The organism is Micromonospora sp. WMMD723 (assembly GCF_049863385.1).
GTDB lineage: Bacteria > Actinomycetota > Actinomycetes > Mycobacteriales > Micromonosporaceae > Micromonospora > Micromonospora wenchangensis.
In genome coordinates, this window is sequence record NZ_JBMKNR010000001.1 from 6,795,875 (window position 1) to 6,822,090 (window position 26,216).

At 69.9% G+C, this 26,216-nt stretch carries 22 protein-coding genes and 1 pseudogene; 7 read left to right on the forward strand and 16 right to left on the reverse strand.

What is annotated here, in order from left to right; genetic code table 11:
• Positions 1-18 precede the first annotated feature (18 nt).
• From ACN261_RS29405 to ACN261_RS29420, 4 genes are all read right to left on the reverse strand, one after another.
• The gene (locus ACN261_RS29405; RefSeq protein WP_425853319.1) at positions 19-1,476 is read right to left on the reverse strand and encodes an APC family permease; all 1,458 of its coding nucleotides are present in this window, start codon (positions 1,474-1,476) and stop codon (positions 19-21) included.
• On the reverse strand, positions 1,473-1,748 hold the full coding sequence (locus ACN261_RS29410) for a hypothetical protein (RefSeq protein ID WP_425853321.1): 276 nt from the start codon (positions 1,746-1,748) through the stop codon (positions 1,473-1,475). Before ACN261_RS29410 ends, ACN261_RS29405 begins: the two co-directional genes overlap by 4 nt.
• A 231-nt stretch (positions 1,749-1,979) precedes the next feature.
• Entirely contained in the window at positions 1,980-2,669 is a 690-nt protein-coding gene (locus ACN261_RS29415; RefSeq protein ID WP_425853323.1) for an N-acetyltransferase, read from the reverse strand.
• The gene (locus ACN261_RS29420; RefSeq protein WP_425853325.1) at positions 2,666-3,898 is read right to left on the reverse strand and encodes an FAD-binding oxidoreductase; all 1,233 of its coding nucleotides are present in this window, start codon (positions 3,896-3,898) and stop codon (positions 2,666-2,668) included. Before ACN261_RS29420 ends, ACN261_RS29415 begins: the two co-directional genes overlap by 4 nt.
• Before the next feature lie 261 nt (positions 3,899-4,159).
• Here ACN261_RS29420 and ACN261_RS29425 point away from each other — a divergent pair, with 261 nt between their 5' ends.
• On the forward strand, positions 4,160-5,800 hold the full coding sequence (locus ACN261_RS29425; RefSeq protein ID WP_425853327.1) for a hypothetical protein: 1,641 nt from the start codon (positions 4,160-4,162) through the stop codon (positions 5,798-5,800).
• On the opposite strand, the gene ACN261_RS29430 is transcribed toward ACN261_RS29425, so the two are convergent.
• The gene (locus ACN261_RS29430; protein ID WP_425853329.1) at positions 5,783-6,349 is read right to left on the reverse strand and encodes a GNAT family N-acetyltransferase; all 567 of its coding nucleotides are present in this window, start codon (positions 6,347-6,349) and stop codon (positions 5,783-5,785) included. The two genes, ACN261_RS29425 and ACN261_RS29430, sit on opposite strands and share 18 nt — an antisense overlap.
• 110 nt (positions 6,350-6,459) lie before the next feature.
• Complete coding sequence (locus tag ACN261_RS29435; RefSeq protein WP_425853331.1) at positions 6,460-9,948, reverse strand: tetratricopeptide repeat protein; 3,489 nt, start codon at positions 9,946-9,948, stop codon at positions 6,460-6,462.
• Positions 9,949-10,248: 300 nt separating this feature from the next.
• Here ACN261_RS29435 and ACN261_RS29440 point away from each other — a divergent pair, with 300 nt between their 5' ends.
• From ACN261_RS29440 to ACN261_RS29460, 5 genes and pseudogenes are all read left to right on the forward strand, one after another.
• A complete protein-coding gene (locus tag ACN261_RS29440; protein ID WP_425853333.1) occupies positions 10,249-10,758 on the forward strand; it encodes a hypothetical protein in 510 nt (169 codons plus the stop codon).
• Positions 10,759-10,796: 38 nt separating this feature from the next.
• Entirely contained in the window at positions 10,797-13,541 is a 2,745-nt protein-coding gene (locus ACN261_RS29445) for a tetratricopeptide repeat protein (protein ID WP_425853334.1), read from the forward strand.
• A gap of 508 nt (positions 13,542-14,049) precedes the next feature.
• A pseudogene (locus tag ACN261_RS29450) lies at positions 14,050-14,355 on the forward strand (DUF6244 family protein); the annotation flags it as partial.
• Positions 14,356-14,504: 149 nt separating this feature from the next.
• Positions 14,505-14,885, forward strand: a complete 381-nt coding sequence (locus tag ACN261_RS29455) for a DddA-like double-stranded DNA deaminase toxin (RefSeq protein WP_425853665.1) — start codon at positions 14,505-14,507, stop codon at positions 14,883-14,885.
• Positions 14,882-15,292 carry an Imm1 family immunity protein gene (locus ACN261_RS29460; RefSeq protein WP_425853336.1) on the forward strand — a complete coding sequence of 137 codons (411 nt, stop codon included), beginning with the start codon at positions 14,882-14,884 and terminating at the stop codon, positions 15,290-15,292. The genes ACN261_RS29455 and ACN261_RS29460 overlap by 4 nt, the downstream gene beginning before the upstream one ends.
• 55 nt (positions 15,293-15,347) lie before the next feature.
• Here the strand turns inward: ACN261_RS29460 and ACN261_RS29465 are convergent, their stop codons facing one another.
• On the reverse strand, positions 15,348-15,905 hold the full coding sequence (locus tag ACN261_RS29465; protein ID WP_425853338.1) for a hypothetical protein: 558 nt from the start codon (positions 15,903-15,905) through the stop codon (positions 15,348-15,350).
• A 349-nt stretch (positions 15,906-16,254) separates the two neighbouring features.
• Between ACN261_RS29465 and ACN261_RS29470 the strand changes: the two genes are divergently transcribed.
• On the forward strand, positions 16,255-16,791 hold the full coding sequence (locus ACN261_RS29470; protein ID WP_425853340.1) for an excalibur calcium-binding domain-containing protein: 537 nt from the start codon (positions 16,255-16,257) through the stop codon (positions 16,789-16,791).
• A gap of 103 nt (positions 16,792-16,894) precedes the next feature.
• Here ACN261_RS29470 and ACN261_RS29475 read toward each other — a convergent pair whose 3' ends face one another.
• From ACN261_RS29475 to ACN261_RS29515, 9 genes are all read right to left on the reverse strand, one after another.
• Positions 16,895-17,377, reverse strand: coding sequence for an NUDIX domain-containing protein (locus ACN261_RS29475; protein ID WP_425853342.1), 483 nt, complete (start codon positions 17,375-17,377; stop codon positions 16,895-16,897).
• Between the two features lie 1,840 nt (positions 17,378-19,217).
• Positions 19,218-20,447 (reverse strand): hypothetical protein, encoded by a 1,230-nt coding sequence (locus ACN261_RS29480; protein ID WP_425853344.1) that lies wholly within the window; start codon positions 20,445-20,447, stop codon positions 19,218-19,220.
• Between the two features lie 414 nt (positions 20,448-20,861).
• Positions 20,862-21,314, reverse strand: coding sequence for a hypothetical protein (locus ACN261_RS29485; RefSeq protein ID WP_145920676.1), 453 nt, complete (start codon positions 21,312-21,314; stop codon positions 20,862-20,864).
• 42 nt (positions 21,315-21,356) lie between these two features.
• On the reverse strand, positions 21,357-22,334 hold the full coding sequence (locus ACN261_RS29490) for a DUF4192 domain-containing protein (RefSeq protein ID WP_425853346.1): 978 nt from the start codon (positions 22,332-22,334) through the stop codon (positions 21,357-21,359).
• A 266-nt stretch (positions 22,335-22,600) separates the two neighbouring features.
• Positions 22,601-23,890 carry a hypothetical protein gene (locus tag ACN261_RS29495; RefSeq protein WP_425853348.1) on the reverse strand — a complete coding sequence of 430 codons (1,290 nt, stop codon included), beginning with the start codon at positions 23,888-23,890 and terminating at the stop codon, positions 22,601-22,603.
• Positions 23,887-24,588 (reverse strand): diguanylate cyclase domain-containing protein, encoded by a 702-nt coding sequence (locus ACN261_RS29500; RefSeq protein WP_425853350.1) that lies wholly within the window; start codon positions 24,586-24,588, stop codon positions 23,887-23,889. The genes ACN261_RS29495 and ACN261_RS29500 overlap by 4 nt, the downstream gene beginning before the upstream one ends.
• A 145-nt stretch (positions 24,589-24,733) precedes the next feature.
• Entirely contained in the window at positions 24,734-25,117 is a 384-nt protein-coding gene (locus ACN261_RS29505; RefSeq protein ID WP_425853352.1) for a hypothetical protein, read from the reverse strand.
• On the reverse strand, positions 25,110-25,529 hold the full coding sequence (locus ACN261_RS29510; protein ID WP_425853354.1) for a hypothetical protein: 420 nt from the start codon (positions 25,527-25,529) through the stop codon (positions 25,110-25,112). The genes ACN261_RS29505 and ACN261_RS29510 overlap by 8 nt, the downstream gene beginning before the upstream one ends.
• Positions 25,530-25,549: 20 nt before the next feature.
• Positions 25,550-26,125, reverse strand: a complete 576-nt coding sequence (locus tag ACN261_RS29515) for a hypothetical protein (protein ID WP_425853356.1) — start codon at positions 26,123-26,125, stop codon at positions 25,550-25,552.
• Positions 26,126-26,216: the final 91 nt, after the last annotated feature.

Sequence of the window (26,216 nt, forward strand, 5' to 3'; positions counted from 1 at the left end):
CGGGGTGTTCCTCGGGGTTCAGATGGAGATGTGCAGGGCGTCGGGCACGGCATGCGTCTTCGGAGTGCCATGACCGATACCGGCATAAACGTCGGGCCGGGTCCGGCGCAGGTGCGCGGCCCAGATGCCGCCTGCGGTGGCGGTGGCGGCGAGGATCGCCGGGAGCAGCAGCGGATACGGCGATCCCGGTGCGGCCCCGAGGAGGGAGCCGACGTTGCCGACCATCGCGACGAGGACCACCGACCCTCCGAGCACCCCCAGCACCGGTGCGAACCTCCACTGCCAGATTCCGGCCCGTTCACCTCGCACGGCGGGTGGGGCGGCCAGCGCGGCGATCGAGGCGGCAAGGAGCAGGCAGAGCAGGCCGAGCGCGCCGAGGGTCGACATCCAGGTGAACATCACCGCGACCGGGTCGACCCCGGCGACGGCGAACGAGGCGACGACGAGGACGGCCGTGCCGGTTTGGGTGAGGGAGCCGCCGCGCGGGGCGCTGACCCGGGTCGCGCTGTCAGTGCGAGCGAGACCCGTGGGGAGGACACCTTCGCGGGCCATGGCGAACACGTAGCGGGCGATGACGTTGTGGAACGCCAGCATCGAGGTGACGATCGCGAACACCAGCACCACCCCGGCAACACCCACCCACACTTGACCGGCGGGTTCGAGGATCGTGAACGGCAGGCCGGAGGACGGATCGGCCGCGCGGACAGCGACCGTGTCCGGGCCGACGGCCACGCCCATCGCCCACGCCGCAGCGGCATACACGCCACCCAGGACGAGAACGGCGGTGATGGTGGCCCGGCCGATCGACCGCCGGTCGACGGCTTCCTCCACGAACGAGCCGGGTGCGTCGACGCCCATGAACGCGGCCACGCACAACGCCACCGCCCCACCGATCCCCCCGACCGCCAGACCGGAGGCGTCGAACCCCTCCCACGACACGGCACCGTCGGCGGGCGCGCCGAGGCCGGCGGCGACGAACAGGCCCACGATCAGCAGGGACACCGTGAGGACCCCGCCGAGGACCCAGGTGGACAGGGCGATCGCCCGTACTCCGAGGGCGCCGACGACGGCCCAGGCGATGCCGGCCCACACCCACCACGTCCCGCCGAACTGGGCGGCGAGGGTCGCCCCGAACAGGCCGTACAGGCTGGTCTGGATCGCCGTATACGCGACCAGGGCGACCAGGCCGGCGGCGACACCCCAACCACGGCTGACACCGTGGGCGAGGATGCCGTAGTAGGCAGCCGGGTGCCCGACCTGCCGGGCCAGCGCGGTGTAGCCGACCATCAGCAACGCGACGACACCCGTCACCAGGACGAAGGTGAGGGGTAGGGCGGTCACCCGGGTCGTGGCGTAGGTGGTGACCAGACCACCGGCGAGGACCACCATCGGCGCGGACGCCGCCGCCCCGAAGATCGACAGGCCGGTCGGGGTCATCGTCCGGCGGGCGAGGGCCACCTGCTCGTGCATGCTCATCGCTGCCCCCGCTGCGGGGCGTCCGGGCACGACGGCCTGCGGCAGTCCCGTACCGGGTGGGTGGTGACGTCGGCGGCGTGCACCGGCACCAGATACACGGCGGTGGGTCGTACCGGGCCGGTGCGCCAGTAGCTGCGGTCGCGGTCGAGTCGCCGCAACGCCACATCGGCGCGCGGGGTGAACCCGAACAGGTCGTGCGTGCCGTCGGGCCACTCCCGGCGGAGCGCGTACCCCCACAGGTGCACCTGCGGTTCGGCGCCCGCGTCGTCCACGCGGCCGGGGGTAGTGGGGCGGGTGCGGGTGGGGGTCAGCCAGGGCGGCAACCACCACCCCGCCGTACGCCTGCGCGGCGGAACCATAACCAACGGACGCTCGACAACCGTCAACATGAGACAAGCCCTTTCTTCGGAAAGTGGGTGCACGGGGGTGACTGGCGGGCCACACGGCCTCCGCCAGCTACTGATCAGGGGTGACGCCCTACCGGGCGCGGTCAGCGAGGTCGGTCAGGGAGAACGCGGCGGTGCCGGGAGGAGCCGGCCGCGCAGCGGTGTAACGCCACGCCGCAGCCGTGCCCGTGGCGGAAGCCCGCCACACGACCGGCCGCTGTCGGGGGCGGGTCGCCACATCCGCCACAGGGCGGGGCCGGCAGGCTCCAGCAGGATCGGTGACCTCGGCTCGTACCCCAGCGCGGCCAGCAGGCTCTCCCTCGGACGACCACCCGACACCTCCGCGTACGCCGGAAGAACCTCGGCGTCGAGGACCCGATGGTGGGCGGCCAGCAACGCCCGCACGGTGTCGTCACGGCCGGGACGCGCGGCGAGGTGCGCCAGGTAGGCGTGGGGGACGTGCGGCACCACGGCATCGAGGTAGGCGTGCCACAGGGCGAACCGGGACGCGTGCGGGCCGAGGGCCTGGTGCAGGTCGTACATCCACACCGCCGACGGCACCGGCACCTCCGGCCGTCGCAGCCACACCGCCACCGCCGACCGGTCCCCGGTCGTGTCGACCTGCCCGTGCTCCAGCCCCCATGACATCAGCAGCCGCGCATACCGGCGCAGCACCAGCGAACGGTCGGCGGCATCCGGCACCAGCCAGCCACCCACCGCGCCGACCGACAACGCCTCCGCGACGAGCACCGACAGCGCGTCGAGGTCCGCAGCCGAGGCGCGACGTACCACCTCCGTCCGCGTCACGACGCCACCCCCGACCCACCGTCAGCGCCGCTGTCCTCGGACGTCTCGGCGACCGCGGTGTCGGTGTGACGTTGCCGCGACGCCCACACATCCACGTCGAACCCCCGCTGGAACGTCACCGCCACGTGCAGGTCGTCAGGCTCGACACCGCCGATCGGCAGCCACGTCCGCGCTTCCCGGACGAACTCCGGCGGACCACACACCAACACCGCCTGCCCCGCCTCGTAGTGGTGCAGCACCGACCCCAGCAAACTCCCCCGAGCAACCGGATCGACACCACCGTCGCCCGAGAGCACCACCACCACCGTCAACCACTCACCATGCTCCCGCTGCAACTCGTCCAACGCCGCCGCGTCATACAGACCCCCCAACCTGCGAACACCCACCACCACCGTCACCCGCCGCCCACCCGGCGAGGCCGCAACCTGCTCCACCAACGCCCGCAACGGCGCAAGCCCCGTACCTCCGGCAACAAGCAACAGATCGGCATCACCGGCCGCCGCCAACGACAAGCCCACCTCACACGGCGGCCCCAACCACAGCAACTCCCCCACCGTCACCTGCCTCACCAGCACGGGCGAGACGACACCACCAGGAACGACACTGACGTGGAACTCCACCGTCCCGTCCGGACGCGGCGCGTTCGCCGGAGACAACCACCGCCACCGCCCCGGCAACCGAGGCGAACACACCGGCACAGCGTCACCCGGCAGGTAGTGCAGCCGCCGCGCCGGACGCACCGTCACCACCGCGACGCACCCGGACGCCGACACCACCGACTCCACCACACCGAACGTCACCTGCGGGCCGTCGCCCAGCATCTCGGCGCACTGCTCGGCCAGACGCAACACCCGGAAACAACCCTGCTCCCACACCCGGACCAGCTCCGGCCCCCACGACTCCCCCGCGAACCGCCGCACCGTGTCCACCACGGCCGCCGCGATCACCGTCCCGTGATACGGATACAGGTCGAACCGCCGGTACAACCGGCCCAACACCACCAGCCCCGCCCGATAAGCAGCAGGATCAGCCCCGTGCGCGATCGCCTCCACCAACGTCGAGAAGAACACCGGCGCAAGCCGCTCCGGCAGAAACCGCACACTCCGATCCACCATGAACGACCAGAAGTACGCCGCCGCCCGTTCATGATCAGCGATAGCAGGGGTCAGCGACTGCTCAAGATCAGGCGCGGACATGAACCACTTCCTCCGGTGGATCGTCACGTCCACCCCTCTCGAAACCGCCATCGGACAACGCCTTCCGGGCATCACTGGTCCACATCCTTCGCAATGCGAAGAAGGCGCAGGAACGCGGTCGCCCGGCAACTGCGTCCACGATCATTGACGCGGCCCCGACGCCGCCACCTGTGATCATTGGGAGGTTTCCTTCCCCGCAATTCCCCGTGTCGCGGGGAAGTTACATAGACGGCCCGAATTGCGTACGGTGGTGCAGCACCATCGATGGGCACGGCTGACGGGGAAGGGCCGCACATGACCGACGGGAATCCCGAGAGCCTGCGGCAGCAACAAACGCGCCTCGCCGCCGAACTCCGGTCAGCGGGAAGAACATGGGTCGAGACCGCCGAGGTCTTCCGCGACAGGTTCCGCCTCAACCCCCGCGTCGCGCTGCGCGTCGTTCGCGGATGGAGCCAGGCGAAGGCCGCCGAGGAATGGAACCAGCGCTGGCCCAACGAACCCAAGTCGTTCAAGAGCTTCTCGTACTGGGAGATCTGGCCCGGCAAGGGCGGCTACTCCCCCTCCCAGGACAACCTGGCCCGCCTCGCCGAACTCTACGAATGCAGCGTCGCCGACCTCGTGGCCGACCTACCGAGCTTCCGCCACCTCGACTCCGCCACCGCATCGACCCCCGTCACGCCCGAGGGGGTGAAACCCGGCCTGCAAGGTGAAATCATGGTGCCGAGCGAGGCAGAGATCCTGCTTCGTGACCTGCTCGGTCGACGTCCCGGCGCCGACGCGGACGCCCCGCCACAAGCGGAAACCGCCGGCCTGTACCGCCGACCCGAGGAGGTCAACTTCGCAGAGTTGGCGCAGGTCATCATCATGTGGATGCAACGAGTACCCCACCCCCAGACCCGACGCGACATGCTGACCAAGCTGACCGCCGCACTCGCCGTCGCCGCAACAGCACCACTGACCGACCTCGCAGGCTTCACCGACAGCGCCACCGCCGCACCCACGCTCACCGACCCCGCACGGTTCGAGCCGGCCACCCTCGCGCACTGCGAAGCCATGATGCCCAACCTGCGTAAGCAGGGCGACGTCCTCGGCGCTGCCGCCACCCTGCCCACCGCCCTGGCCTACCGGCGCATCGCCGAACAACAGGCCAAAGCCGCACCCCACGGCCCACACCGCGACCGCGCCGTCGCCACCTACGCCGAACTCACCCAACTCGCCGGCTGGCTCTGCTTCAACACCGGCGACTACCACTCCGCCCAACGCCTCTACGACGACGCACGCACCGCCGCCCACGACGCCCGCGCCGTCGAACTCGTCACCTACATCCTCTGCACCATGAGCCACCTCGCCACCTGGCAAGGCAAACCCCGCATCGGCATCGACCACGCCGCCGCAGCCTCCGCCTGGGCCGACCAAAGCGGCAGCCCCTACGCCCGCGCCTACGCCGCCGACGTAGCCGTCCGCGCCCTCACCGCCGACAACCAAAACCACCAATCCAAACAAGCCCTCGACCGCGAGTACGCCGCACTGCAAGCAGCACTCACCGACCCCCACCCCAGCCAGTCCTGGTGGTACTTCTACGACGAATCCTTCTACTGGAGCACCAACACGCAGAACGCGCTGAAGTTCGACGGAGTCGACCGAATCATGGCCGCCTCAGAGAAGGCATTGAAGCTCAGCGACAACGGCAACCTTCACGAGCGGTCGTTCCGCCTTCTCTACCGCGCGGAAGCCTTCGCGCGTCAGCAGAACATCGGCCTGGCCTGCCAAACCACCATCGAAGTCGTGGAACTGACGTCCGTGAACTCAACTCTCCGCATCGAGCAACGTTTGCAGGAGATGCGCCGAGGGCTCGATCCGTGGAAGCGCACTCGCGCTGTCAAGCAACTCGACCAGGCAATCGCCGCCTACCGGTCCTCAACGCCCGTCAAGTAACGGGAGCGGACGCACGAACATCGCGTACTCCCGGTAATACGCCCCCGGCCGGCCAGGAATGCTGCCTACCCGCTGCCAGCCCCAACCCTGATACAGAGCATGGGTTGCGGTGGCAACCGGGTTGGCCGTCAGGGTCGCGCGCTCCTCACGTCGTCCCCTCAGAAACGAATCGTGCAGGCCGCGCCCGATCCCCCGACCCTGCCACGCCTTGCGAACCTCAATCTCGGCCAGGACCACCGTGCGTTCACCACCCCGCTCGTCGGTGAACCCCTCCTCCGGAGCCGGCTCAAGCCCAGCGAACCAGTCCCGGTCCTGCCGCAGGCTGTACCCGAAGACGAACCCCACCAACTCGTCCCCCACCCGCGCGGTGACCAGCTCGTAGTTCCGCGTACCCAACGCCGCCGTGGCCCGCCCCCGAAACGCATCAACCTTGACCGTCGCGTCCTCGCCAGGCACCTGCCCGTAGGCATCCGCGTACACCTCACACAGCTCGTCCATCAACCCGCCAGCAGCCTCCGCACCAAGGCGGGCAAACATCACATCGCTCACGCCCACCACCCTACGAACACCCCCACGCCCCACCCTTCCCCGTGCCACGGGGAACTACGCTGAGCAAGCGCCGATGACTCTCGCCGATCTTTAGCGCCGTGCCGGGCTATTCAAGACCTTTCCTGAAGGCAACCGTCACCCTGGTCCGTACCGCCGCCGTAGCCGCGTCGAGCTGCCGGTGCATTTCTGCGGCCTCGTCGGCCCCTGCCCAGTCCGTCGAGGACATTGGCGAGAGTCTGGTAGGCGGCGAAAAGCCGCTCGGCGAACACGACCGGCAGCTGTTCGGTCAAACGCTCGTAGATGTTGACCGCCTCAGTGACCGCTTCCAGGGCCTCGGTGAAGTTGGTCTGCATGTTCACACACATTCGCCCGTACGCCAACGACGACGATGCAAGGTCGGGCAGGTAGGCGGCGGGGTTGGCCTCCACCAACCGCCGGTAGATACCGGTAGCTTCCTCGTTGAGGGCCAGCGCCTCCTCCCGCCGACCCAACTCGGACAGCCGGATACCGAGGTTGTTCACCGACATCGCGAGGTCGGGCAGGTAAGCAGCAGGGTTAGCCTCGGCCAACCGCCGGCGGATCATGACGGCTTCCTCGCTTAGGGCCAGCGCCTTCTCCCGCCGACCCAACCCCGACAGGCAGACGCCCAGGTTGTTCAACGACATCGCGAGGGCGGGCAGGTAAGCAGCCGGGTTAACCCCGGCCAACCGCCGGTAGATACCGGTGCCCTCCTCGCTCGGGGCCAGCGCCTCCTCCCGCCGGCCCAACCCCAACAGCATGGTCCCGAGGTTGTTCAACGACGCCGCGAGGTCGGGCAGGTAGGCAGCGGGGTTAGCCTCCACCAACCGCCGGTAGATACCGACGGCTTCCCCACTGAGGGCCAGCGCCTCCCCCCGCCAACCCACCTCGGACAGCCGAACGCCCAGGTTGCTCACCGACCTCGCAAGTTCGGGCAGGTAAGCAGCGGGGTTAGCCTCCACCAACCGCCGGTAGATACCGACGGCTTCCGCGCTCGGGGCCAGCGCCTCCCCCCGCCGACCCAACTCGGACAGCCGAACGCCCAGGTTGCTCACCGACATCGCAAGGTCAGGCAGGTAAGCAGCCGGGTTAACCTCCACCAACCGCCGGTAGATGGCGGTAGCTTCCTCACTCGGAGGCAGGGCCTCCCCCCGCCGACCCAACTCGGACAGCCGAACGCCCAGGTTGTTCAACGACCCCGCGAGGTAAGGCAGGTAAGCAGCCGGGTTAACCTCCACCAACCGCCGGTAGATGCCCGTGCCCTCATCGCTCGGGGCCAGCGCCTCCTCCCGCCGACCCAACCCCGACAGCACGTCACCGAGATTGTTCAACGACATCGCGAGGTCGGGCAGGTAAGCAGCGGGATTGGCCTCCACCAACCGCCGGCGGATCGTGAGGGCTTCCTCGGTGGGAGGTAGGGCTTCCTCCCGCCGACCCAACCCCGACAGGCAGACGCCCAGTTCGTGCAACGACATCGCGAGGGCGGGCAGGTAAGCAGCGGGATTGGCCTCCACCAACCGCCGGCGGATCGTGAGGGCTTCCTCGGTGGGAGGTAGGGCTTCCTTCCGCCGACGCAACTCGGACAGCACCGCGCCGAGGTTGTTCAACGACATCGCGAGGTCGGGGAGGTAAGCAGCCGGGTCAACCTCGACCAGCCGCCGGTAGATGGCGGCGGCCTCCTCGCTCGGGGCCAGCGCCTCCTCCCGCCGACCCAACCCCGACAGCCAGAGGCCCAGGTTGTTCAACGATATCGCGAGGGCGGGCAGGTAAGCAGCGGGATTGGCCTCGACCAGCCGCCGGTAGATGGCGGCGGCCTCCTCGCTCGGGGCCAGCGCCTCCTCCCGCCGACCCAACCCCCACAGCCAGAGGCCCAGGTCGTTCAACGACGACGCGAGGTAGGACAGGTAAGCAGCCGGGTTAGCCCCGACCAACCGCCGGTAGATACCGGTCGCTTCCTCAGCGAGAGGTAGGGCTTGGTCGCGGAGGCCGGCGTTGGCCAGTCGCCGAGCGTGGATGGTGTGCAGGCGGGCATGCTCGGAGGGATCGGTGGTGGCGGCCAGCCGGTGCGGGGTGAGGGCGGCGGTGACGGCGGCGGCGGCGATGTCGAGGTCGACGTGCCGGTGGGTGGGCAGGACGGCGTCGATGGCGGCAAGGACATCGGGATCGATACCCGGGATGGTGGCCAGGCGGGTGATGGTGGTGCCACCGGCGGCCAGAGCCAGACGCGGATGCGAACGCAGGACGGGGTACAGGACGTCGGTGGCCACGTGATCCCAACGGCAGGCGGTCTCAACGAGCACCGTGACGACGTGCGCCGCCCATGGCGGCGGATCGGTGCCGACGCGCAGCAGGTGCTCGACGGCGGTAACCGCCCAGTCGTCGCTGTCCCACCCGTCCTCGTCGTCAGTGTGCCGGTGCCCGGGGGTGAACAGGGCGATCAGGTCTTCACCGAGCCGGTCGGGATGCAATGCCTGAAAGACGGTGCGGTGGTCCTCGGGTGGGTAGCAGAACCGGTGGTCGTCGATGATCGTCGTGGCGGCGGGTGCGGTGAGCCCGACCCGGTGCAGCAGGTCGGTGGCGGTGTCGCGGGGCACGGCGGCGGTCAGCGTGGCCAGATACACCGTGCGACCCATCACCTCCGGCGGTGTCTGACGCGGCTCGACCGGACGGTGGTGCAGCGCGTACCAGTGGTCACGCTCGCGGTCCAACAGATACGACGACAACGCGTGCGGGTCGGTCGGCGCTGCCGTGTCGCGGCGTTGAGCGTCGACGGCGACCAGGGCCGCCATGTGCACGGACAGCACATGCCCGAACGCGTCGTCGGCCAGGTTCGACGGTGGCCGGAGCCGGTCGGCGTCGGCGACGCCCATCGCGGTCGCGAACCGGTCGCGGGCCTGCCGGAACAACACCCCCCGGTCGACCTGCTCCCCCAACGGCGGTAGCAGTTGGCTGGTGGCCTCGACCTGGTGGTCGCTGCGCAGCCGGTTGCGCAGCGCCGGCCACCATGCCGTTGTGGAGCGGGCCAGCAGCAACACCCGCACCGTGACTCCGGCCTGCACGTTCATGCTCTTCAGGTGGGTCAGCAGGCTCTGTAGATGGGACACCGACCACCGGTCGGCGTAGTCGACGACCAGCAGCAGCCCACCGCCGGCAGGCAGGTCCATCCGGTAGCCGCCGGTGAACACCGGCTCGTGTAGCACCCGCCACACCGTCCACCCGGCCTTCGCCCACGCGTCGGCGACGTGCCCCGCCAGCCGGGTCTTTCCCTGCCCACCGGCGGCGTGGAGCAGCCGCACCAGCACCCCACCCGGCCGGCCCATCCACTGCTCCACCTCGGCCAGGTCGCCGTCGCGCCCGACGAACGGCACCACCCGGTGCTGAGCCAACAACAGGCGACTCGGACGCTGCCGCGCCTGCTCCACGGTCACCGTCTCCACCACCGCCGGGAACGCCTCCACGCGGTACGGCGGCCGAGCGGTGGTGATCGTGACGTCGCCACCTACCCCCGACACCATGATCACATCACTGAACGCGACCACATTGTCCAGCCGCTGACCACCCGTCGACCGAAACCCGCCCACCGGCTCAGGCACCGACCCCGGCGACGGCCACACGGGCGCAGTCACGAACTGATCTCCACGTCACTCCGACCCCGCCGAACACCCTCACCCAGTTCCCACCCGTCACCCGCCCATCATCGACCGCCACACCCGTCACGGCACCCTCGCGCCGGGTCGCCTACCCGACACTCAGCAGGAGCTGGCAGTCATCAACCGGCGCAGCCGCCGAGGTCGAACGCGAGGGCTCAGATAGGGCCTGACCTCGCCGTACAGGCGACGCGGATCCAGAAGGGCGTGAAGGCCGACTGATCGTGGTAACCGATGAACGCCGATCATGAGCGCAGCGATGGCCGGGGCGGTGATGCCGCCGTTGCCGCACCGGTCCATGATGGCGTGATGACGCTTGGTAGTCGGCTTCGCGGATGGGCGGTGGCATTCGCCGTCGGGGTTCTGGCCGCAGGGCTGGGCACGTTCTTGGCGATCCAGGGCCTCGACAAGGCGGACAAGTGGGGCAGCGTACTCGGGTTGTTCGTCGGCTTGGCGGGCCTGGGTCTGGCGGTGGCTGCTGCGATCGGGGCTCGCCGACAGGCCGGTGGGCAGTCGGTGACCGGTTCGACGATCGGCGGTGGGGTGACCCAGGTACGTGGGGTGGGCGGCAGTGTGCGCATCGGCCCAGCCTCCGCGCCGCCCGTGCTGCCGGTGCCGCCAGGGTCCTCGCCGCAGGTGCCGTCTCCTTCGCAGGGTGGCGGGCAGACGGTAACGGGGTCGTCGACGGCGGGTCCGGTACGGCAGATCGACGGAGTCGGCGGCGACGTCGAGCTTGACCGGTGACCCGCTGGTGGGGGCCGCCCCCGGTGGCCGGACAGGCGGTGACCGGCAGCGTGGTCTTCGGCGACACCGTGCAGATCGCCGGCGTCGACGGAGACGTGACCGTCAGCCTGGACCGACCGCCCTACCAGGTCACGACCGCCGACGACGCCCCAGTGCCGTTGAGCGCGGCCCGGGCGCGGGCACAGCCGAGCCGACTGCTGCTGGCCCGGCACCAGATCGTGCCGTTCACCGGTCGTGACCGCACCCTGGACCGGCTCGCCGCCTGGGTCGGTGGGGATGAGCCGGTGGCGGCGCTGCTGGTGCACGGTGCGGGTGGTCAGGGCAAAACCCGCCTCGCCGCACAGGTCGGTGCCTCGTGCGCGGCGGTGGGGTGGGCGGTGTGGCAGGTGACGCACACGCCGACCCCTGTCGCCGGGTCCACGCCGGTATCACGGGCCGCGTTGCCCGGCGGCGCGGTGCTGGCGGTCGTGGACTACGCCGACCGGTGGCCGGCCTCCGCGCTGCTGGCGCTGCTCACCCAGTTGCGGGATCTGCACGTACGAGCGGGGGCCCGGGTGCGGGTGTTGATGCTGGCCCGCTCCGACGGCTACTGGTGGCCCGCGCTGGCCGATCGGGCCGACAGCACTCTCAGCATCGAGGTGGACCAGATGGCGTTGCCTGCGCTGGCCGTCGACAGCGTCGATGACCGGCCGGGTCTATTTACCGCCGCCGCAAGCCGGTTCGCGGCTGTCCTGGATGTCGCAGCTCCCGCCGAGGGCTGGCCGGTGCCGGATCTGACCGCAGATAGGTTCGGGCAGGTCCTAGCTGTACACATGGTGGCCCTAGCCATAGTAGACGCGGCCGGGCGCGGCGATGTCCTGCCCGGCGGTCCGGATGCGGTGTCCTCGTATCTGCTGGGCCGGGAACAGGCGTACTGGCATCACCTACACACCCGGACCGAGGCACCGGTGAGAACCCCGCCCGAGGTGATGCACCGAGCGGTCGTAGCAGCGACCCTGATCGGTGCCCAGCCCCGCAGCATTGCACGCCACGCCCTGACCGATGCCGGATTCGCCGATGCCGGCCCTGCCGCAGACCGGCTTATCGACGACCACAGCACCTGCTACCCACCGTCGGGCACCCGCACGGTGTTTGAGCCGCTGCACCCCGACCGACTCGGCGAAGACCTCATCGCCCTGTCCGTCCCCGGCCACAACGGCAGCGCACGCACCCGATTCGAGCGGGACTGGACCCCCGACGCGATCACCGCGCTATTCACCAACAGCGCCACACCGCCGGCTTGGACCAAAGCCGCGATCACCGTGCTGGTCGAGGCCGCACACCGCTGGCCACACCTGGCCACCACCGTGCTCTACCCGCTCATCCGGACACATCCACGACTAGCGATCGCCGCAGGCGGAGCAGCCCTGATCCGGCTGGCCGGCATCCCCGGCATCGACATCACGATCCTGAAGGCCCTCGAACCCCTGCTTCCCACCGACCGGCGCGTCGACCTCGACATCGCCGCCGCCGCCATTACCGACACACTCACTCACCATCACCTCGCCCACACCCCCGATCCCGCCGAACAAGCTCGCCTACACGCTATCCACGCTTGGCGCCTCGGCAACGCCGGACAATGGGAGCACGCCCTCGCCGCAGCTGACGAGGCCACCAACATCTATCGGCGGTTGGTAGAGGCCAGCCCCGAGACCTATCTACCCCACCTCGCCATGTCGTTGAACAACCTCGGCACCTGCCTATCCGAACTAGGGCGACGGCAAGAGGCCCTCGCCCTCGCGGTGGAAGCTGTTGACATCCGGCGCGACCTAGCTAAGGCCAACCCCGAGGCCTACCTAGGCCACCTCGCCGGATCATTGAACAACCTCGGCACCTTTCTATTGGATTCAGGCCGACGAGATCAGGCCCTCGCCCCAGCAACGGAAGCCACCGACATCTACCGCCAACTCGCCAAGAAAAACCCCGACGCCTACCTAGCCCACCTCGCCGGATCATTGAACAACCTCGGCACATCTCTGTCCGAACTAGGCCGGCGAGATCAGGCCCTCGCCCCAGCACAGGAAGCCACCAAGGTCCACCGCCAACTCGCCAAGACCAACCCCGACGCCTACCTACCCGACCTCGCCATGTCGTTGAACAACCTCGGCATCCGCTTGTCCGAAGTGGGCCGACAAGAACAAGCTCTTACCCCAGCAACGGAAGCCACCCACATCTACCGCCAACTCGCCAAGACCAACCCCGACGCCTACCTACCCGACCTCGCCATGTCGTTGAACAACCTCGGCATCCGCCTGTTCGAACTGGGCCGACAAGAACAAGCTCTTACCCCAGCAACGGAAGCTGCCTACATTCGGCACCTCTTGGTTGAGGCCAAGCCCGACGCCTACCTACCCGACCTCGCCGGGTCGATGAACAACCTCGGCACTTTCCTGTCACATCTGGGCCACCAAGAAGAAGCTCTCACCATCGCAGCGAAAGCCATCACGATCTACCGCCACCTAGCCAAGACCGACCGCGAGGCTTATCTATCTGACCTCGCCGGATCATTGTGGGCGCACTCCTCGATCTGCATGAACGGGCGAATGCACCTCCCGCAGGCCCTGGAATCCGTCACTGAGGCCATCGACCTCTACCAGCCCCTCGCCCAACAGCTACCACAGATGTTCGGTGGACAACTAATCTCGGCGCTTCGAACACTCGCCGAAGTCCTCGACGGACTCGGTCGAGGCGATGAGGCAGCAGACCTACGCAGGCAACTCGACGAGGCGGTCAGCAGTCCGTAGACCATAAGTAGGGATGACGCGCCGCCGCACCATCGATTGCCAAGCACACCGCAGCTGAGCGGGCATGGGCCTACTGCTGTCTCGGGTGAGCCCCACCCAGATCGGTGAGACCCAGCAGCTCGTCACCATGAGCCTCCAGGACGGACAACCCGGACCACTGCTACAGGCCCCAGCATGGGCAGGCGGGGCGACCTCAACGAGGCCGGGGGAAGTGAGAGATGTCGTATCGGACTGGGCTGCGTGCCGGCCGAAGCGCGGCGCGGTACCGAGGGCGTAGGACGGTTGTGCGGCTGACCTGGCGTCCATACGCTTCGATGAACCGGCAGGTGCCGATCGCCGGCCGCGGGAAGGGCTGGACATGCCACTTACCGACAGCATCAGCGGCGAGCTGCAGTCGATGGCGGCGGGGACCGCACGAGCCGTCGAGACCGCAGCGGCGGCTGCGACAGCGGCCGAGCAGGTCGCCGCCCGTTCAGCCGCCGCCGGCTTCACCGTGATCGCTCAGCGTATGCGCGCGGTTCAGACCGGGACTCAGGAGATCCGGGCACGCGTGGCGTCGGTCGGCGGCCACATCGCGCAGGCGCGAAGCGCGGTTGGTGCCGCCGCGAGCCAGGAGTCGCCGCAGCAGACGATTGCCGTGTTGACTCGGGTCGTGGCCACACTGGACGCGGCCACCGCCGCAGTCGCGGCCGCCATCGCCACGCTCGGCGAGGTCCAGCATCTCACCGCCGCAGCACTGCAGGGCGGGCAGCAGGGTCCAATGCTGTCCCAACTGGCGACGATCAAGCAGGTCCTCGAACAGGTAGGGCAGCGCGGCCAAGCTGCGAAGCAACTCGTCGAAAACGCGTTGGGCGAGGCGCGGGCAGCCGGTGACGCGGGAAAACGACCACGGGTGGCGACGTACCCGGGCAGGGATCGTCGTCACCCCAGCCACCCGCACACGTCGAAGAAACCGGTCGGAGTCTGCCGGTCCGCAAAAAGCGGACGGACCCGACCACTGGGGTATTCAACGGCGAAACCATTGTCAGCCGGGACGATGACGCCTCTGTCGCGGACCTGCACCCGTTTCGGGGCGGCGGATGGCCACGCGTCCTGGTCAGCCACGTCGAGAGCCACGTCGCGGCGCGGATGCGCCGCGACGAACTCGGCAAGGGTGAGCTGGTGCTGAACAACACCACATGCGGGACTCGGGATTTCGACCGGGACTGGCCGCTGACCTGCGACAAACTCCTCCCCCCGGTCCTGCCCGCCGGCGCCCGCCTTACCGTGTGGGCGACACAGGACGGCGGACGAACCTGGTGGACCAAAACCTACACAGGCACGGGTGAGAGGATCAGGTCATGACATACCGCGTGGTGTTCGACATCTGCGAGCAGGAGCTACCTGACGCGGAGGCCGCCCGGGTGTTCCTCGCAAAGCAGACGCTGATGATCGGACCGCACGGCACCCGGGCGCACGCGTTCTGGTTCGCACCGAGCGGGGCTGACGACGTCCTGCGCCTCGACATCGACTACGACAACGAAAGGGCCGCGCTGCGCTGGCTGCCCGACGGCGGTCACGCGGTGGAACAGCCGCCGGCCGAACCGATCGTGGTGCTGGAGTCGTCTGACTCCCCTCTGGTCACCATCCCCGCCGAGTTGGCAGTGCTGTCGGTGGAAACCGCCCACCGGGCAGTCATTGAGTACATCGCCACCGGTCAACGCCCATCGCTCGTCCGATGGGCAGACCACACGGCATCGCATGAGAAGTAGGGCTGCTGAGGTTGGGAGATGGTCGTGGAGCGGTAGCTGCCGTTTCCGCACACCGTCACTTCACGTTCAAGTCGACGATGACTCCCTGATCGGCGCAGGCCGACTGCAACCCCGACAGGTGCGTTCCCAGCGGACCCATGAATGCCAGTCCCGCCATCCCGCTGTCGTCGTCCAGCCCCTGCATCTGCCATGCCACGTCCACGATCGCCGTTCCGTGCTCGCGTAGCTTCTCGTACCGTGAATCCTCGAAGATCGCCCGTGCCTTCCGGTATTCGGCCTCGGTCATCTTCTTGTCGACGGTGGTGTCACCGCCGGTGGTCTTGGGGCTGCCGTCCATCTTCTTCCCGGCGGCCATCGCCTTGCACGCGGCCACCCCTGAGTCCTCGCGGATGAACTGGTCGTACACGGCGTAACCGCCGAAGCCGAGGACGACGAACACGGCCAGGGCGACGGTCGCGGCAAGGAGGATCGGATTCCCCGTCTTCCCCGCCGACACGGGGGCCCAGGCGATGGTGGTCCCGGCGTCCGGGTAGTCGTGCTGCCCGTGGGGGCTGGCCCACTGCTGCTGCGGGCTGGTGTCCTGCGGGCTGCCGGGGTACTGCGGCATGGTCACGATGACTCCTTGGTCGGATACCCGGTCGATGCTCGCCGGTCGGGTCGGCCCGATGGGACCGACGTCGGCTTGGTGACAGCGAGTGTGGCCAGCTGAGGGACCCGGCTCCACTGGTCGGGCCGGGCATTCACCAACCCGCACCCGGAGGCCAAACCGAAAGGCCACGCCATCCCGCCAGTTTTCTGCGGCTCGATGCCGCAAGCGCAAAGATCGCCAAGCTTTCGGGTACGGGCCCATAGGTGGTGCGGCAGATCCCGCTGCCGCCGCCGAACCCGCAGTCGCCTACTCGACAGACGCCCGCCTGAAAGGACCATCCCGCGGCCTGGCTCACCGCCAGCACACTCGGCCGGTGACGAAAGCACTCACCACCAAACAAACCATCGGCATCACCCTCGCCGGACTACTCGGGCTGTGCTGCTGCGGCAGCGGCCTTGCCGGCGCATTCGGCGACAACAATGACACGAAGCCCTCATCGGCACCGACGGCGTCCGCAACGGTAGAGGCGCGGAAACTCGGCGATGCACTCGCCACCCCCGCCCCCGACGACACGCCAACCCCCACTCCGAGCCCCACCCCGAAGAAGACCAGCAAGCCGAAACCTGCCCTGTACTACAAGAACTGCGACGCGGTCAGGGCAGCCGACGACGCCCCGTTGTTCGAGGGCGAGCCCGGCTACCGGCCCGGGTTGGACCGCGACGGCGACGGGGAGGCATGCGAGCCGGGCGGCGGCAACGGCGACCTGGGCGGCTACGACGACACCAACGGCGACGTGTACTACGCCAACTGCACCGCAGTACGCGCGGCGGGCGCGGCCCCGATCCGGCGCGGTGACCCCGGGTACTCGCGGAAACTGGACCGCGACGGCGACGGGATCGCCTGCGAGTAGCCGCAGTCGCCTGGGGCCTTCCGCCAGCTCAGAACCTGTCAGCGACGGCGATAACAAGGTGACGCGCTCCCTTCTCACCGAGGAAGCGCTCCGCCGACACCCGTCAGTGCGCGTGGGAGCCGTTCTCCAGGTCGAACATCGTGCCGTCGGCCTTGGCGCGCAGCGCAGCGACGACCCGGCGTGCCAGCAGCTCCGACATCCGCTCCCGGATCTGCCCTTCGGTGCACCAGGCCCAGCTGCACAGCTCGTCCGGCGGCAGGTTGATGTCGGCCGTGCCCACCTCATCGAGAGTGCCGCCGTCATAGACGAACATCATGCCCTCGGTGCGGCCCGGCCGAGGCGGCACCCAGTCGGTCACCAGCAGCCGGCCAGGAACGACCGACTTGCCCAGCTCCTCCTTGACCTCACGGACCGCCGCCTGCCGAGGAGACTCGTCCGCGTCAACGCACCCGCCGACGATCTCCCAGTAGTCCTTGTAGACGGGCTCGACCAGCAACGCCCGCCCACCGGCGTCGGTGAACAAAACTGCCGCGCCCATGCGCTTACGGGGAAGCGTCGCCGTGTAGTCGCCGGATGGTGTGCTCACCTCCGCAGGCTACCCGCGCCAGCGGCCCCTGCATGTCACCTTCGACGGTCTTGGACGGCTGACGAGTCGTCCACAGCCATCGCAGGAAACCGCCCATTCCCTCGCCACAATCGTGATCCTCGAAGCCGGCATCGAACGGCTGATCAGCTCGTTCGCAGCAGCGTACGACTCTCCCCCGCACCGACAAGCCGGACCGCTACCTATCGACGCTGCGCTCGGCGATCGCCTTCCGACACCGCCTGTTCTCCCCCTTCGAACTTGAGAGGGAACCACCGTCACCTGACCGACCGGCGACCGCGTCAGGTGATGGGGACGTGGGCTTGTGTACGGCGGACGGCATCCCAGGCGCGGGCGCGGGCCCGCTGCGTCGGTGTCATTCGCCGGTTGCCTCTCGGGCAGCCCGGTGGGCGGCGACGGCGGCCTGTCGGCGGGCGCTGGCCTCCGCGATGGCCTGGGCGACCCGGTCGGGTCGGCGCAGCGGACTGCGGGGCAGCCGAGGCACGGCTGCGGGGTAGCCGCTGCCGACACCGTCCGGCACCGGTCGGGTGGGTTCGCCCCCGATCGCCCGCAGAGGGGTCGGTTCGCTCGGGGTGTCGAGGGTGAAATCCGGGTCGGCGTCGCGCGTGCGTGCAACAGCAGGGTCCGTACGGACGACGGTGACTTCTTCCTGGGTTGTCTCGCTCCTCGTGGTTCCTCCTGGTTCCTCTGTCACCCGTTTTCCGGGGGACGTGGGGACGGTTTCCGGGGGACGTGAGGACGCATTTCGGGGGACGTCGTGCCCGGTTTCCGGGGGACGTGGCCGATCGGGCTCCCCGGTGTCGTCCCCCGTTTCCCGGGGGACGTGAGGGGTGTCGAGGTGCAGGCGGTACCGGGCGGTGTGGGTGCCGTCGCGCCGCAGGGACGCCTTCCGGTCGGTGCTGATCGCTCCTGCGGCGGCCAGGGGACCGATGGCCCGTTCGACGGCTTTGATGTCGGCGCGGGTGAGCGGTCCGTTCCTGCCCCGGCCGAGGGCGAGCTCGGCGAGGGCATGGTGGCCCCGACCGAACCAGGGGCGGGCGTCGTCGTCTCTGGATACGGCGGCCATGTAGGCGAGTAGTTGCATCGAGGTGGCAGGTACCTTGCCGGCGTACAGGGCGTACGCGGTGAGGACGTTGCTGGCACCCACAGAAGCCGCTCCTGATCTGTCGTGCGGACAGGCCGGTGCCGAGCCGGACAGCGGGAGAGTGCCGCCCGGCTCGGTGGTCAGGGGTCATGCGTCATTGCTGGCGCGCAGTTCATGTGTCTCGCACCCGGATTGCAGCGGTCACGTTCTGGAGGCACATTGCACGTCGTGTGCGTCCTGGCTCACGGGGTGCCGCCCGACACCGCCGCCTGGGTCATCGCGAAGGCTGTGACGGCCCGCAGACTGCGCCCCCGCTGCACCGTCGGTCGGGATGCTGCCCTGGTCATCGGACTGGCCCGGTTGCTCTCCGACCGGATGCTCGACCGTGTCGTCCGGCCTGCCGTTCGCCGACATGCCGAAGGGCCCGGACAGCCCGTTCCACGCGATAGTCGTCGGGGTCGAGACCGTCGTCGGCGACGGCATCCAACGCGGCGAGTTCCGCGACGTCGGCGACGTACACCTCGTGGTGGAGCTGCTTTGCGGGTGTCATGCGCGCCGGCGCGGAACGCCTCGGCCGGGACCCGGGCTGCTACTCCCCCACGGTCCACGCCGCCCGGGAATTCATCCTCGCCTCGCTCGGATAGACGGCATCACCGTCATCCGCAGGACGCCGCCACCACCGATCTGCTGCTGACGGTGCAACCAGGCTTGCCGGGGTGGATACCGGACCGCCGAGGGTCAGCCCGCAGGGGCGTCGAGGTAGGCAAGCATCGCCTCCCGGCTGCGCGGCAGGCCGTAGTCGCCGACGAGCGATGCGAAGTTGCCGAATGACACGCCGTCGATCAGCCACGCCCCGGGCGAGTGGGCCAGCACCTCGACGAGCCGCCGTTGCCGGGAAGCCAACGCGGCACTGGGCACCCCGGCGGGCAGCCGGCCGCCGGGGAACGCCAGGCGCAGCGCCTCGGCCGCCACCGGCAACGCCTGTTCGCCGGCGGCGACCAGCAGCCGGTCGAGCAGCGCGTCGAGTGCCCGATCGGTGTGCCGGGGGCCGAGCAGGCGCAGGGACATCCCCGCGTACCCGTTGAGGTCGCCGTCGAGGAAGGGCACCTCGGCCCCGCCGGTGGCCGGCCGGTTGTCCGGCTCGGTGGCGGCGGTCCAGGCGAGCAGTTTGTCGACCGTCGCCTCGTCGGCGTCGACGCCGAGCACCCGGGCCCGGCCGATCGCGGCGGCCCAGCGGATCACCGGCCGCGGATCGGCCAGCAGTCCGGCGTCGGGCGCGGCGCCGAGCAACCCGGCCGCCACCAGGGCGGTCGCCGCCTCACCCTCGTGCACCTCCATTGCGGCCTCGGCTGCCGCGACGAGCGCGGGGATGCTGCCGGCCGCGTCCTGCGGGAACCAGGCCAGCGCGTACGCCGCACCGGCGCGCAACCCCGGGTCGGCGTCGGTGAGCAGGTCACGGAAAAGGGGCACGCCAGCTCGCACCGCGTCGTAGACGGTCAGCTCGATGTACGCCCACAGCCGCTGTTGGTCCGCCTCGTCGAGCGACTCCATGTACGTGTACTCGACGTACTCCTTGCGGGTCTCGTCGTCGCCGTGCCACGGTGGCGGTTTGGCGGCGAGTAGTTCCCGCCCGCCGTCGGCCGCCCGACGCAGCTCGACCACCGGGACGCCCTGCGGTAGCCACCTCGCGTCGTGGCCCACCGCAAGCACCGTCACCAGGTAGAGCACCAGTTCCCGGTCGGGGGTGGCCGGGTCGGCGAGCAGCTCCAGCAGGAACGGCACGGCGTAAGCCGACGCCTCGTAGCGGGTGCCCTGGTGGAAGATGCTGGCGTAGAGCGCGCCGAATGCAGCGTGGCGCTCTTCCTCGTCGGGCGAACGCAGGGCACGGAGCAGGCCGGGCACGTCACCGGCCGAGCCATAGGCGTGACCGAGCCGTACCCAGTCGATGTCGTCGATCCCGTCGAACACGCGCCCATCCTCGCGCACCACACCGACGATCCCGCCGGACGGGTTGGCACAGGGCAGCGGCGACCCGGCCGCCGGACTCGGGCCCGTGCTGCCCCGCGCGACCGGGACACCGTGCGGGGCAACGAACATCTTGTCGGCGGTGCCCTCACGCTGCGCCTGCAGGGTCTCGGCAGTTGGTCCAGGGCGCAGAACGCCGGACACCGGCGGTCCAGGCCGAGGGATGCCTCGAGGTGATCTGCCTACGCGGCAGCCAGCCGACCCCCGGAGCCCTCGGAATCGGCCTGGATGAAACCTGCATGGGTCTGCCGGCTCAGCATCGCGCCCCAAGCCGGGGGTGACCGACGAGGGGCGCGATGACCACATTGCTGAGGCGGATGGGGTGACGTGGCGGCCGCGAGCCGTGTCAGGTGGCTGCTATGGCCTCGGGTGGGAGGCGCGTTCTTCGGCGGCGGCGATGACTTTGTCGCGGCGGGCTGGGGTGAGGGCGGCGAGGAGGTCGATGTACTGCTGTTCCTGCGCGGTGATCGGTTCGGCGAACGCCTCCCGGTAGGCCTGTCGGGCTGCTTCGTGGGTGGCTTCGATGGGTCCGTGCCGGTCGTAGGGCGGGGCGAGGTCGCGCAGCTGCTGCGCTGCGGTGATGGGGTCGGTGGACAGGGTGGTGTCGTGGATGCGGAAGGTGGCCGGGAGGTCGGCGGCGGTGATCGCGGTGAGCAGGCACAGGTTGGCTTGGATGTGGTGGGCGAACGCCTCGTTGCGGTGGGGCGTTTCGCCGCGGGCACGCACTGCGGCGCGGCCGGCCTGCCAGTCCAGGCGGGTCTCTTCGGCCCGTTTGGCGAGGGCGAGCAGCATGCTGCGGGTGGGGTCCACGGGTGTTCTCCTGTCGTGTGGGTTGTGCCGGGAGGGGTTGGGTTATGCCTGGTCGAACGTGGAGGGGGGCAGTCCGGCCTGGAGGGTTTGCAGGAGCAGGTCGGCGAGTTCGTAGTTGGGGTTGATCTGGAGGGCGCGTTCGACGGCGATGAGGGCCAGGGCGCCGTTGCCGTTGCGCCAGGCGGTGAGGGCCAGGACGGTGGCGGGTGCCGGGACGAGGGGTTCGTCGGCGCGGCGGACGGCGTCGACCCAGAAGGTGATGTGGTGCTCCTCCGGTTCGGTGAGGTCCACGGCGGCGTCCCGTACCGGGGTCTGCGTCAGGAGCAGGGTGAGCCACGCCATGTCGGTGTCGGGGAGTCGTTCGCCGTCGTCGTGCTGGCGTAGGGCGTAGCGGATGGCGTCCGTGCCCGCCTGCTCGAGGACGTTGTTCCCGGCGGCGAGCAGGGTGATGAGGCGGGGGGCCGCTTCGACGGTGGCGAGGTGCATGGCGTCGCGGGCGGTGCCGGTGACGGGGGTGATGCGGGCGGCCAGGGCTGCCCGGTTCGGGAGGGCGACCTGCCCGGCGACGGTTGCCTGCACGGCGACGAGGCTGGTGGTGGGGTCGAACGGGGTTCCCTCGGGTGGGCAGCAGGTGGGGTCGCCGCAGGTGAGGCTGGTGATCCGGGTGCCGGTGACGCACAGCAGGTGGCGGACGGTGATCCCCCTGGCGGTGAACGCCTCGTCGTAGAGGCGCAGGGCGGGGTCGATGCGGTCGACGGGTCCGTAGCCGATGATCACGGTGTCGGTGATGTGGTGCTGCCGGTGGATGACCGCTGCCAGGTGGGCGGCGTGGTCGAGGAACTCCTGTGCTGCGGCGTCGGTGGCGGGAAGGTCCCCGCGGGCGGCGAAGACGATGCGGTGTTCCCGCATGGCGATGACGACGGCGCTGCCGTCGTCGGGGTGGAAGCCGAGCAGGTACGGCACTGCGGTGGCCAGATCGCTGGAGGAACGGACGGTGAGTTTCTTGTCGGGGAACGACATGGTGCTGTCCTTGTCTGTGTTGGTGGGAGAAGCCGCAGCCGGGGAGAGCGGGGTTGCCCCTGGCGCTGCGGTGGTGCAGGTCGGGCCGGGACGCGTTCGGCGGTGTCACCAGGTGCGGTGACACCGCCGTACGGCGCGGGATGAGGCGAGGCCGGCAGCGGCTCACCGGGGGGTGGGTCGCCGTGTCGAGGGGCCCGTGGTATGGACTGCCGATAGGGGTGCGGGTATCCCCCGGGGTGGGCCTTCTGGTGCCGCGTGCGGTGCTGTCAGCCCTGGTCGGGGGACGCTTCGGTTTCGGGGGTGCGGTCGCCGAGGACACGGACGGTGGTGCTGAGCTTGATCGGGAGGTCCTTGTCGCCCTTGAGGAAGGGTTGGATGTCGACCGGGCGGCGCAGGCTTCGGCCGGGGCCGTACGCCTGTTGACGTTCGTGGCCGGAGACCCAGAACCGGTGGTCGGGCTTGGCCCGGGTACGCAGGCCGGCGGGTGCGGAGGGCTCCGATGGCGTGGTGGGGTGCGGCGCGATCCGCACGATCCGCACGTCGGGGGCCGGTCGCCGTTGGCGTTGGTAGGCCCTGGTGGTGCCCTTGGGGAGTTTCGCCGCGACGGTGTCGGTCAGCTGTTGGTGGATCAGCAGCCAGGTGGTGATGAGCGGGCCGAGGGGGTGGTGTCCGTCGAGGGTGGCGCGGCGGGTGAGGTGTTCGGTGTGGACGGGGGCCAGCCAGCCGATCTCGTGGCGTAGTGCGGGCATCAGGTCGTCGTCGAGGGCGGTGCCGATGCTGCGGTAGCCGGTGAGTTGCCAGCCGTCGCGGTGGGGTGTCCAGGACGCGGCAGCGAGGTGACCGGTGACGCCGATGGGGGTGGGCCAGGTGATGAGGCCGGCGGGTGAGGCGACGAGGTCGTCGGTGACCGTCGCCGGCGGCTGTGTGGTGGTGACGTCGGCGATGTGGTCGGTGAAGTCCTGGTTGATCCAGTAGAGGGGGGCGAGGTCGAGTTGGTCGGCGAGGGTGCGGCGGTGGCCGGGCTCGTGCAGGGGTGCGGGCAGGTGGTCGGGGCCGCGCAGGAGCTGGGTGAGCCGGTCGCGGATCTTCGGGAGCAGGTCGGCGGTGATCCGGGCCGACGGCCAGTCGGTGGCGGTCAGCAGCGTCCGGTGTTCCCTGCCGAGCAGGATGCACCGGTGCAGGGTGCGCAGGATGAGGTACTCGTCGCTGTGGGGTGGCCACTGCATGCGGGCGGCGCAGTGCGCGGTGAGAGCGTCGACGTCGTCGGATTCGATGTGGTGGGCGCACCGGTAGCAGACGTGCCACTGGTCGTTGTAGGTCTCGACCGCGCCCGCAGCGGCGATCTGGATGAGACCGGTGTGGTAGTTCCACACCGGTGGGGCACCGGTGCAGGTGTGGCAGCGGTCGAACACGTCCGGCAGCTGGCGGGCGTCGACGGGGACGACGGCGTGCCGGCCCTCGGCGACAGGATGCCGGTACACGGTGCGGCCCTCGTGCGTGGACTCGGTCAGCACCAGGTGGCAGGTCGCGCAGGCGGTGCGGGAGGTGAGGTTCATTCGACGCTCCCGGACCGGTCGCGGCGCAGGTCACGGGGGCGTGGCCCCCGACGGTGTCCCTGCTCGGGCATGACCATGCCGGGCGTGTAGAGCAGGTGCCGGTCGCCGCCGTGGTTTTTGGCCTGGTACATGGCGGTGTCCGCCCGGTGCAGCGGCCCGTCCTCCAGCCGGTCGGTGCTGGCCGTGATCGTTATGCCGACGCTGGCGGTGACGGTCACCGTGACCGGGCCGTTGTCGGCCTGGATCGTGACCGGTGCGGCGATCGCCGTGGTGATCTGGTCGGCGAGGTCGTCGAGGCGGTGGTGGCGCAGGGGCAGGATGGCGGCGAACTCGTCGCCGGACAGGCGGGCGGCGGTGCCGTCGGCGGCGTCGGCGAGGTGCCCGAGCCGGTCGGCGATTTCCATGAGCAGGTCGTCGCCGGCGTCGTGGCCGTGGGCGTCGTTGACCTCCTTGAACCGGTCGAGGTCGAGGAGGATGACGATGAGCGGGCGCGGTGGGCCGGCTGCGACGGCGGTGTGGGCGGTGCGCAGGCCGATGCGGTTGAGCAGACCGGTGAGCGGGTCGTGGGTCAGCTGCCAGGCCGCGTCGGCCAGTTCGGCGCGTAGCCGCTCGACGGTCCGCCGGGTGGCCAGGTAGCCGGCAGCGGTCCCGAGGGTGACGGCCACGGGGATGGCGATCACGAGGAGTGTGGTGGACACGGGTTCCTCCCATCATGGGAAGGACCCGGGACGTACTCCGTGGGCAGGTGGAGTGTCCCGGGTCCTGAACGACGACGGCCCGCCTGCTGGCGGGCCGTATTTTTCGGTGGCCGCCGCAGCGGGGCCGGTGAGGTGAGTCGACCGATCAGTCGGGCCCGGGGAGGGAACCGTCGAGGCTCCAGGTGGCGCCGACGTGGGCCGGCCAGCGACCGCAGTGGCCGCCGTCGCCGGCATGCGCTGGCCGGTAGGGGTCGTCGGTGCGTGCGCGCCGGCCGATGAGCCGGTCGGGTCTGGCGGGGCTGCCCGCCGGCCGGGAGGCGTGGCGTTCGGAGCGCAGGGTGACCAGGTCGACGTGGGAGGCGTAGGGCACGTAGACGCCGTGCAGGACGGTGCCGCCGAGCCGGTCGCAGCACGGCACCGACACCGGGTACCAGCCTCTACGTTCGACGGTGACGAGGTGACCGCAGTTCAGCCACAGGTCGAACACCCGCACCGGGTGCGTCACCTCACCGTTCGGCTGCTCACGCACGACGGTCCCGCCGCAGCTGCTGCTCGACGCCGGCGGCGGTGAGCGGAGCACCGGTGAGCAGGGTCGGGGTGTCGATGGGTTTCCAGCCGACGAACTCGCACGCCATCCAGGTGGTGTCACCGCGGGCGGTGACCGCGACGACGTCTCCGGTGGACAGCGATCGCAGCCGTAGCAGCCGGTAGGTGCAGGCGATGAGGAAGTCGGCTTCACCGTGCGGTGCCGCCCGGTTGGCTTCCAGGGTGTCGAGGTCGACGTTGAACAGTGTGTAGATCCAGTCGGCGGTGTGCTGCGGGGTGGCGGTGTCGGGCAGATGCCGCCAGTGGGAGATGACCTGGGTGAGTGTGTGGCCCGGCTGGTAGGGCAGGAAACGACTGTCGGTGTTGTGGTAGACGGCGATGACGTGCAGCGTCATGGCAGGACTCCGTTGCGGGTTCAGGGGTGCGATGCCGGGCCGGTGGGGGTGCCGGTGTCGTCCGGTCTCAGCGGGGGCGGTCCGGTCGGGCGGACACGCAGGATCTGTTCGGGCAGCACCAGCGCGGCGGGCTGACCGGTGAGGGGGTTGATGATCGGCTGGTAGTCGGTGGCCCAGAGCAGGTGCCACCGCTCGGCGGGGGCTGCTGCCCGGCTGCCGGTGGGGTCACCGTGGGAGGTGACGCCGAGGTCTGCCAGGTGCGCGGCGGGGTCGCTGGCGCGGTGGTGGGGTAACCGGCCGGCCAGCATCGGGCAGCTGCGGGCGGAGTAGTCGGCGCAGACGGGGTGCATACCCGGTTCGGGGCTGACGAGCAGCTTCAGGTCGCTGTCGCGCATCGCGAAGACGATCCGTGCAGGGTCGAGTGGACCACCGCAGGTCTGGCAGAGTCGATCGCGCAATGCGCGGCGGTGCCGGTGGTAGTCGACGGCACCGAAGCGGTACCGACCGTCGGGCATGCGTACCGTGATCCACGGCACCGCGAGGCCACCCACCAGCGGGCGGGACGCCAGGAGCGCCGGAACGTCGGGCGCGGTCATGCCGGCACCGTCGGCAGGGACCCGGGACCGGCGGCCGCAGGGCACGTCCGGTGGATCGACCGTAGCCGGCAGCCGCCGGTGTCCGGGTCTG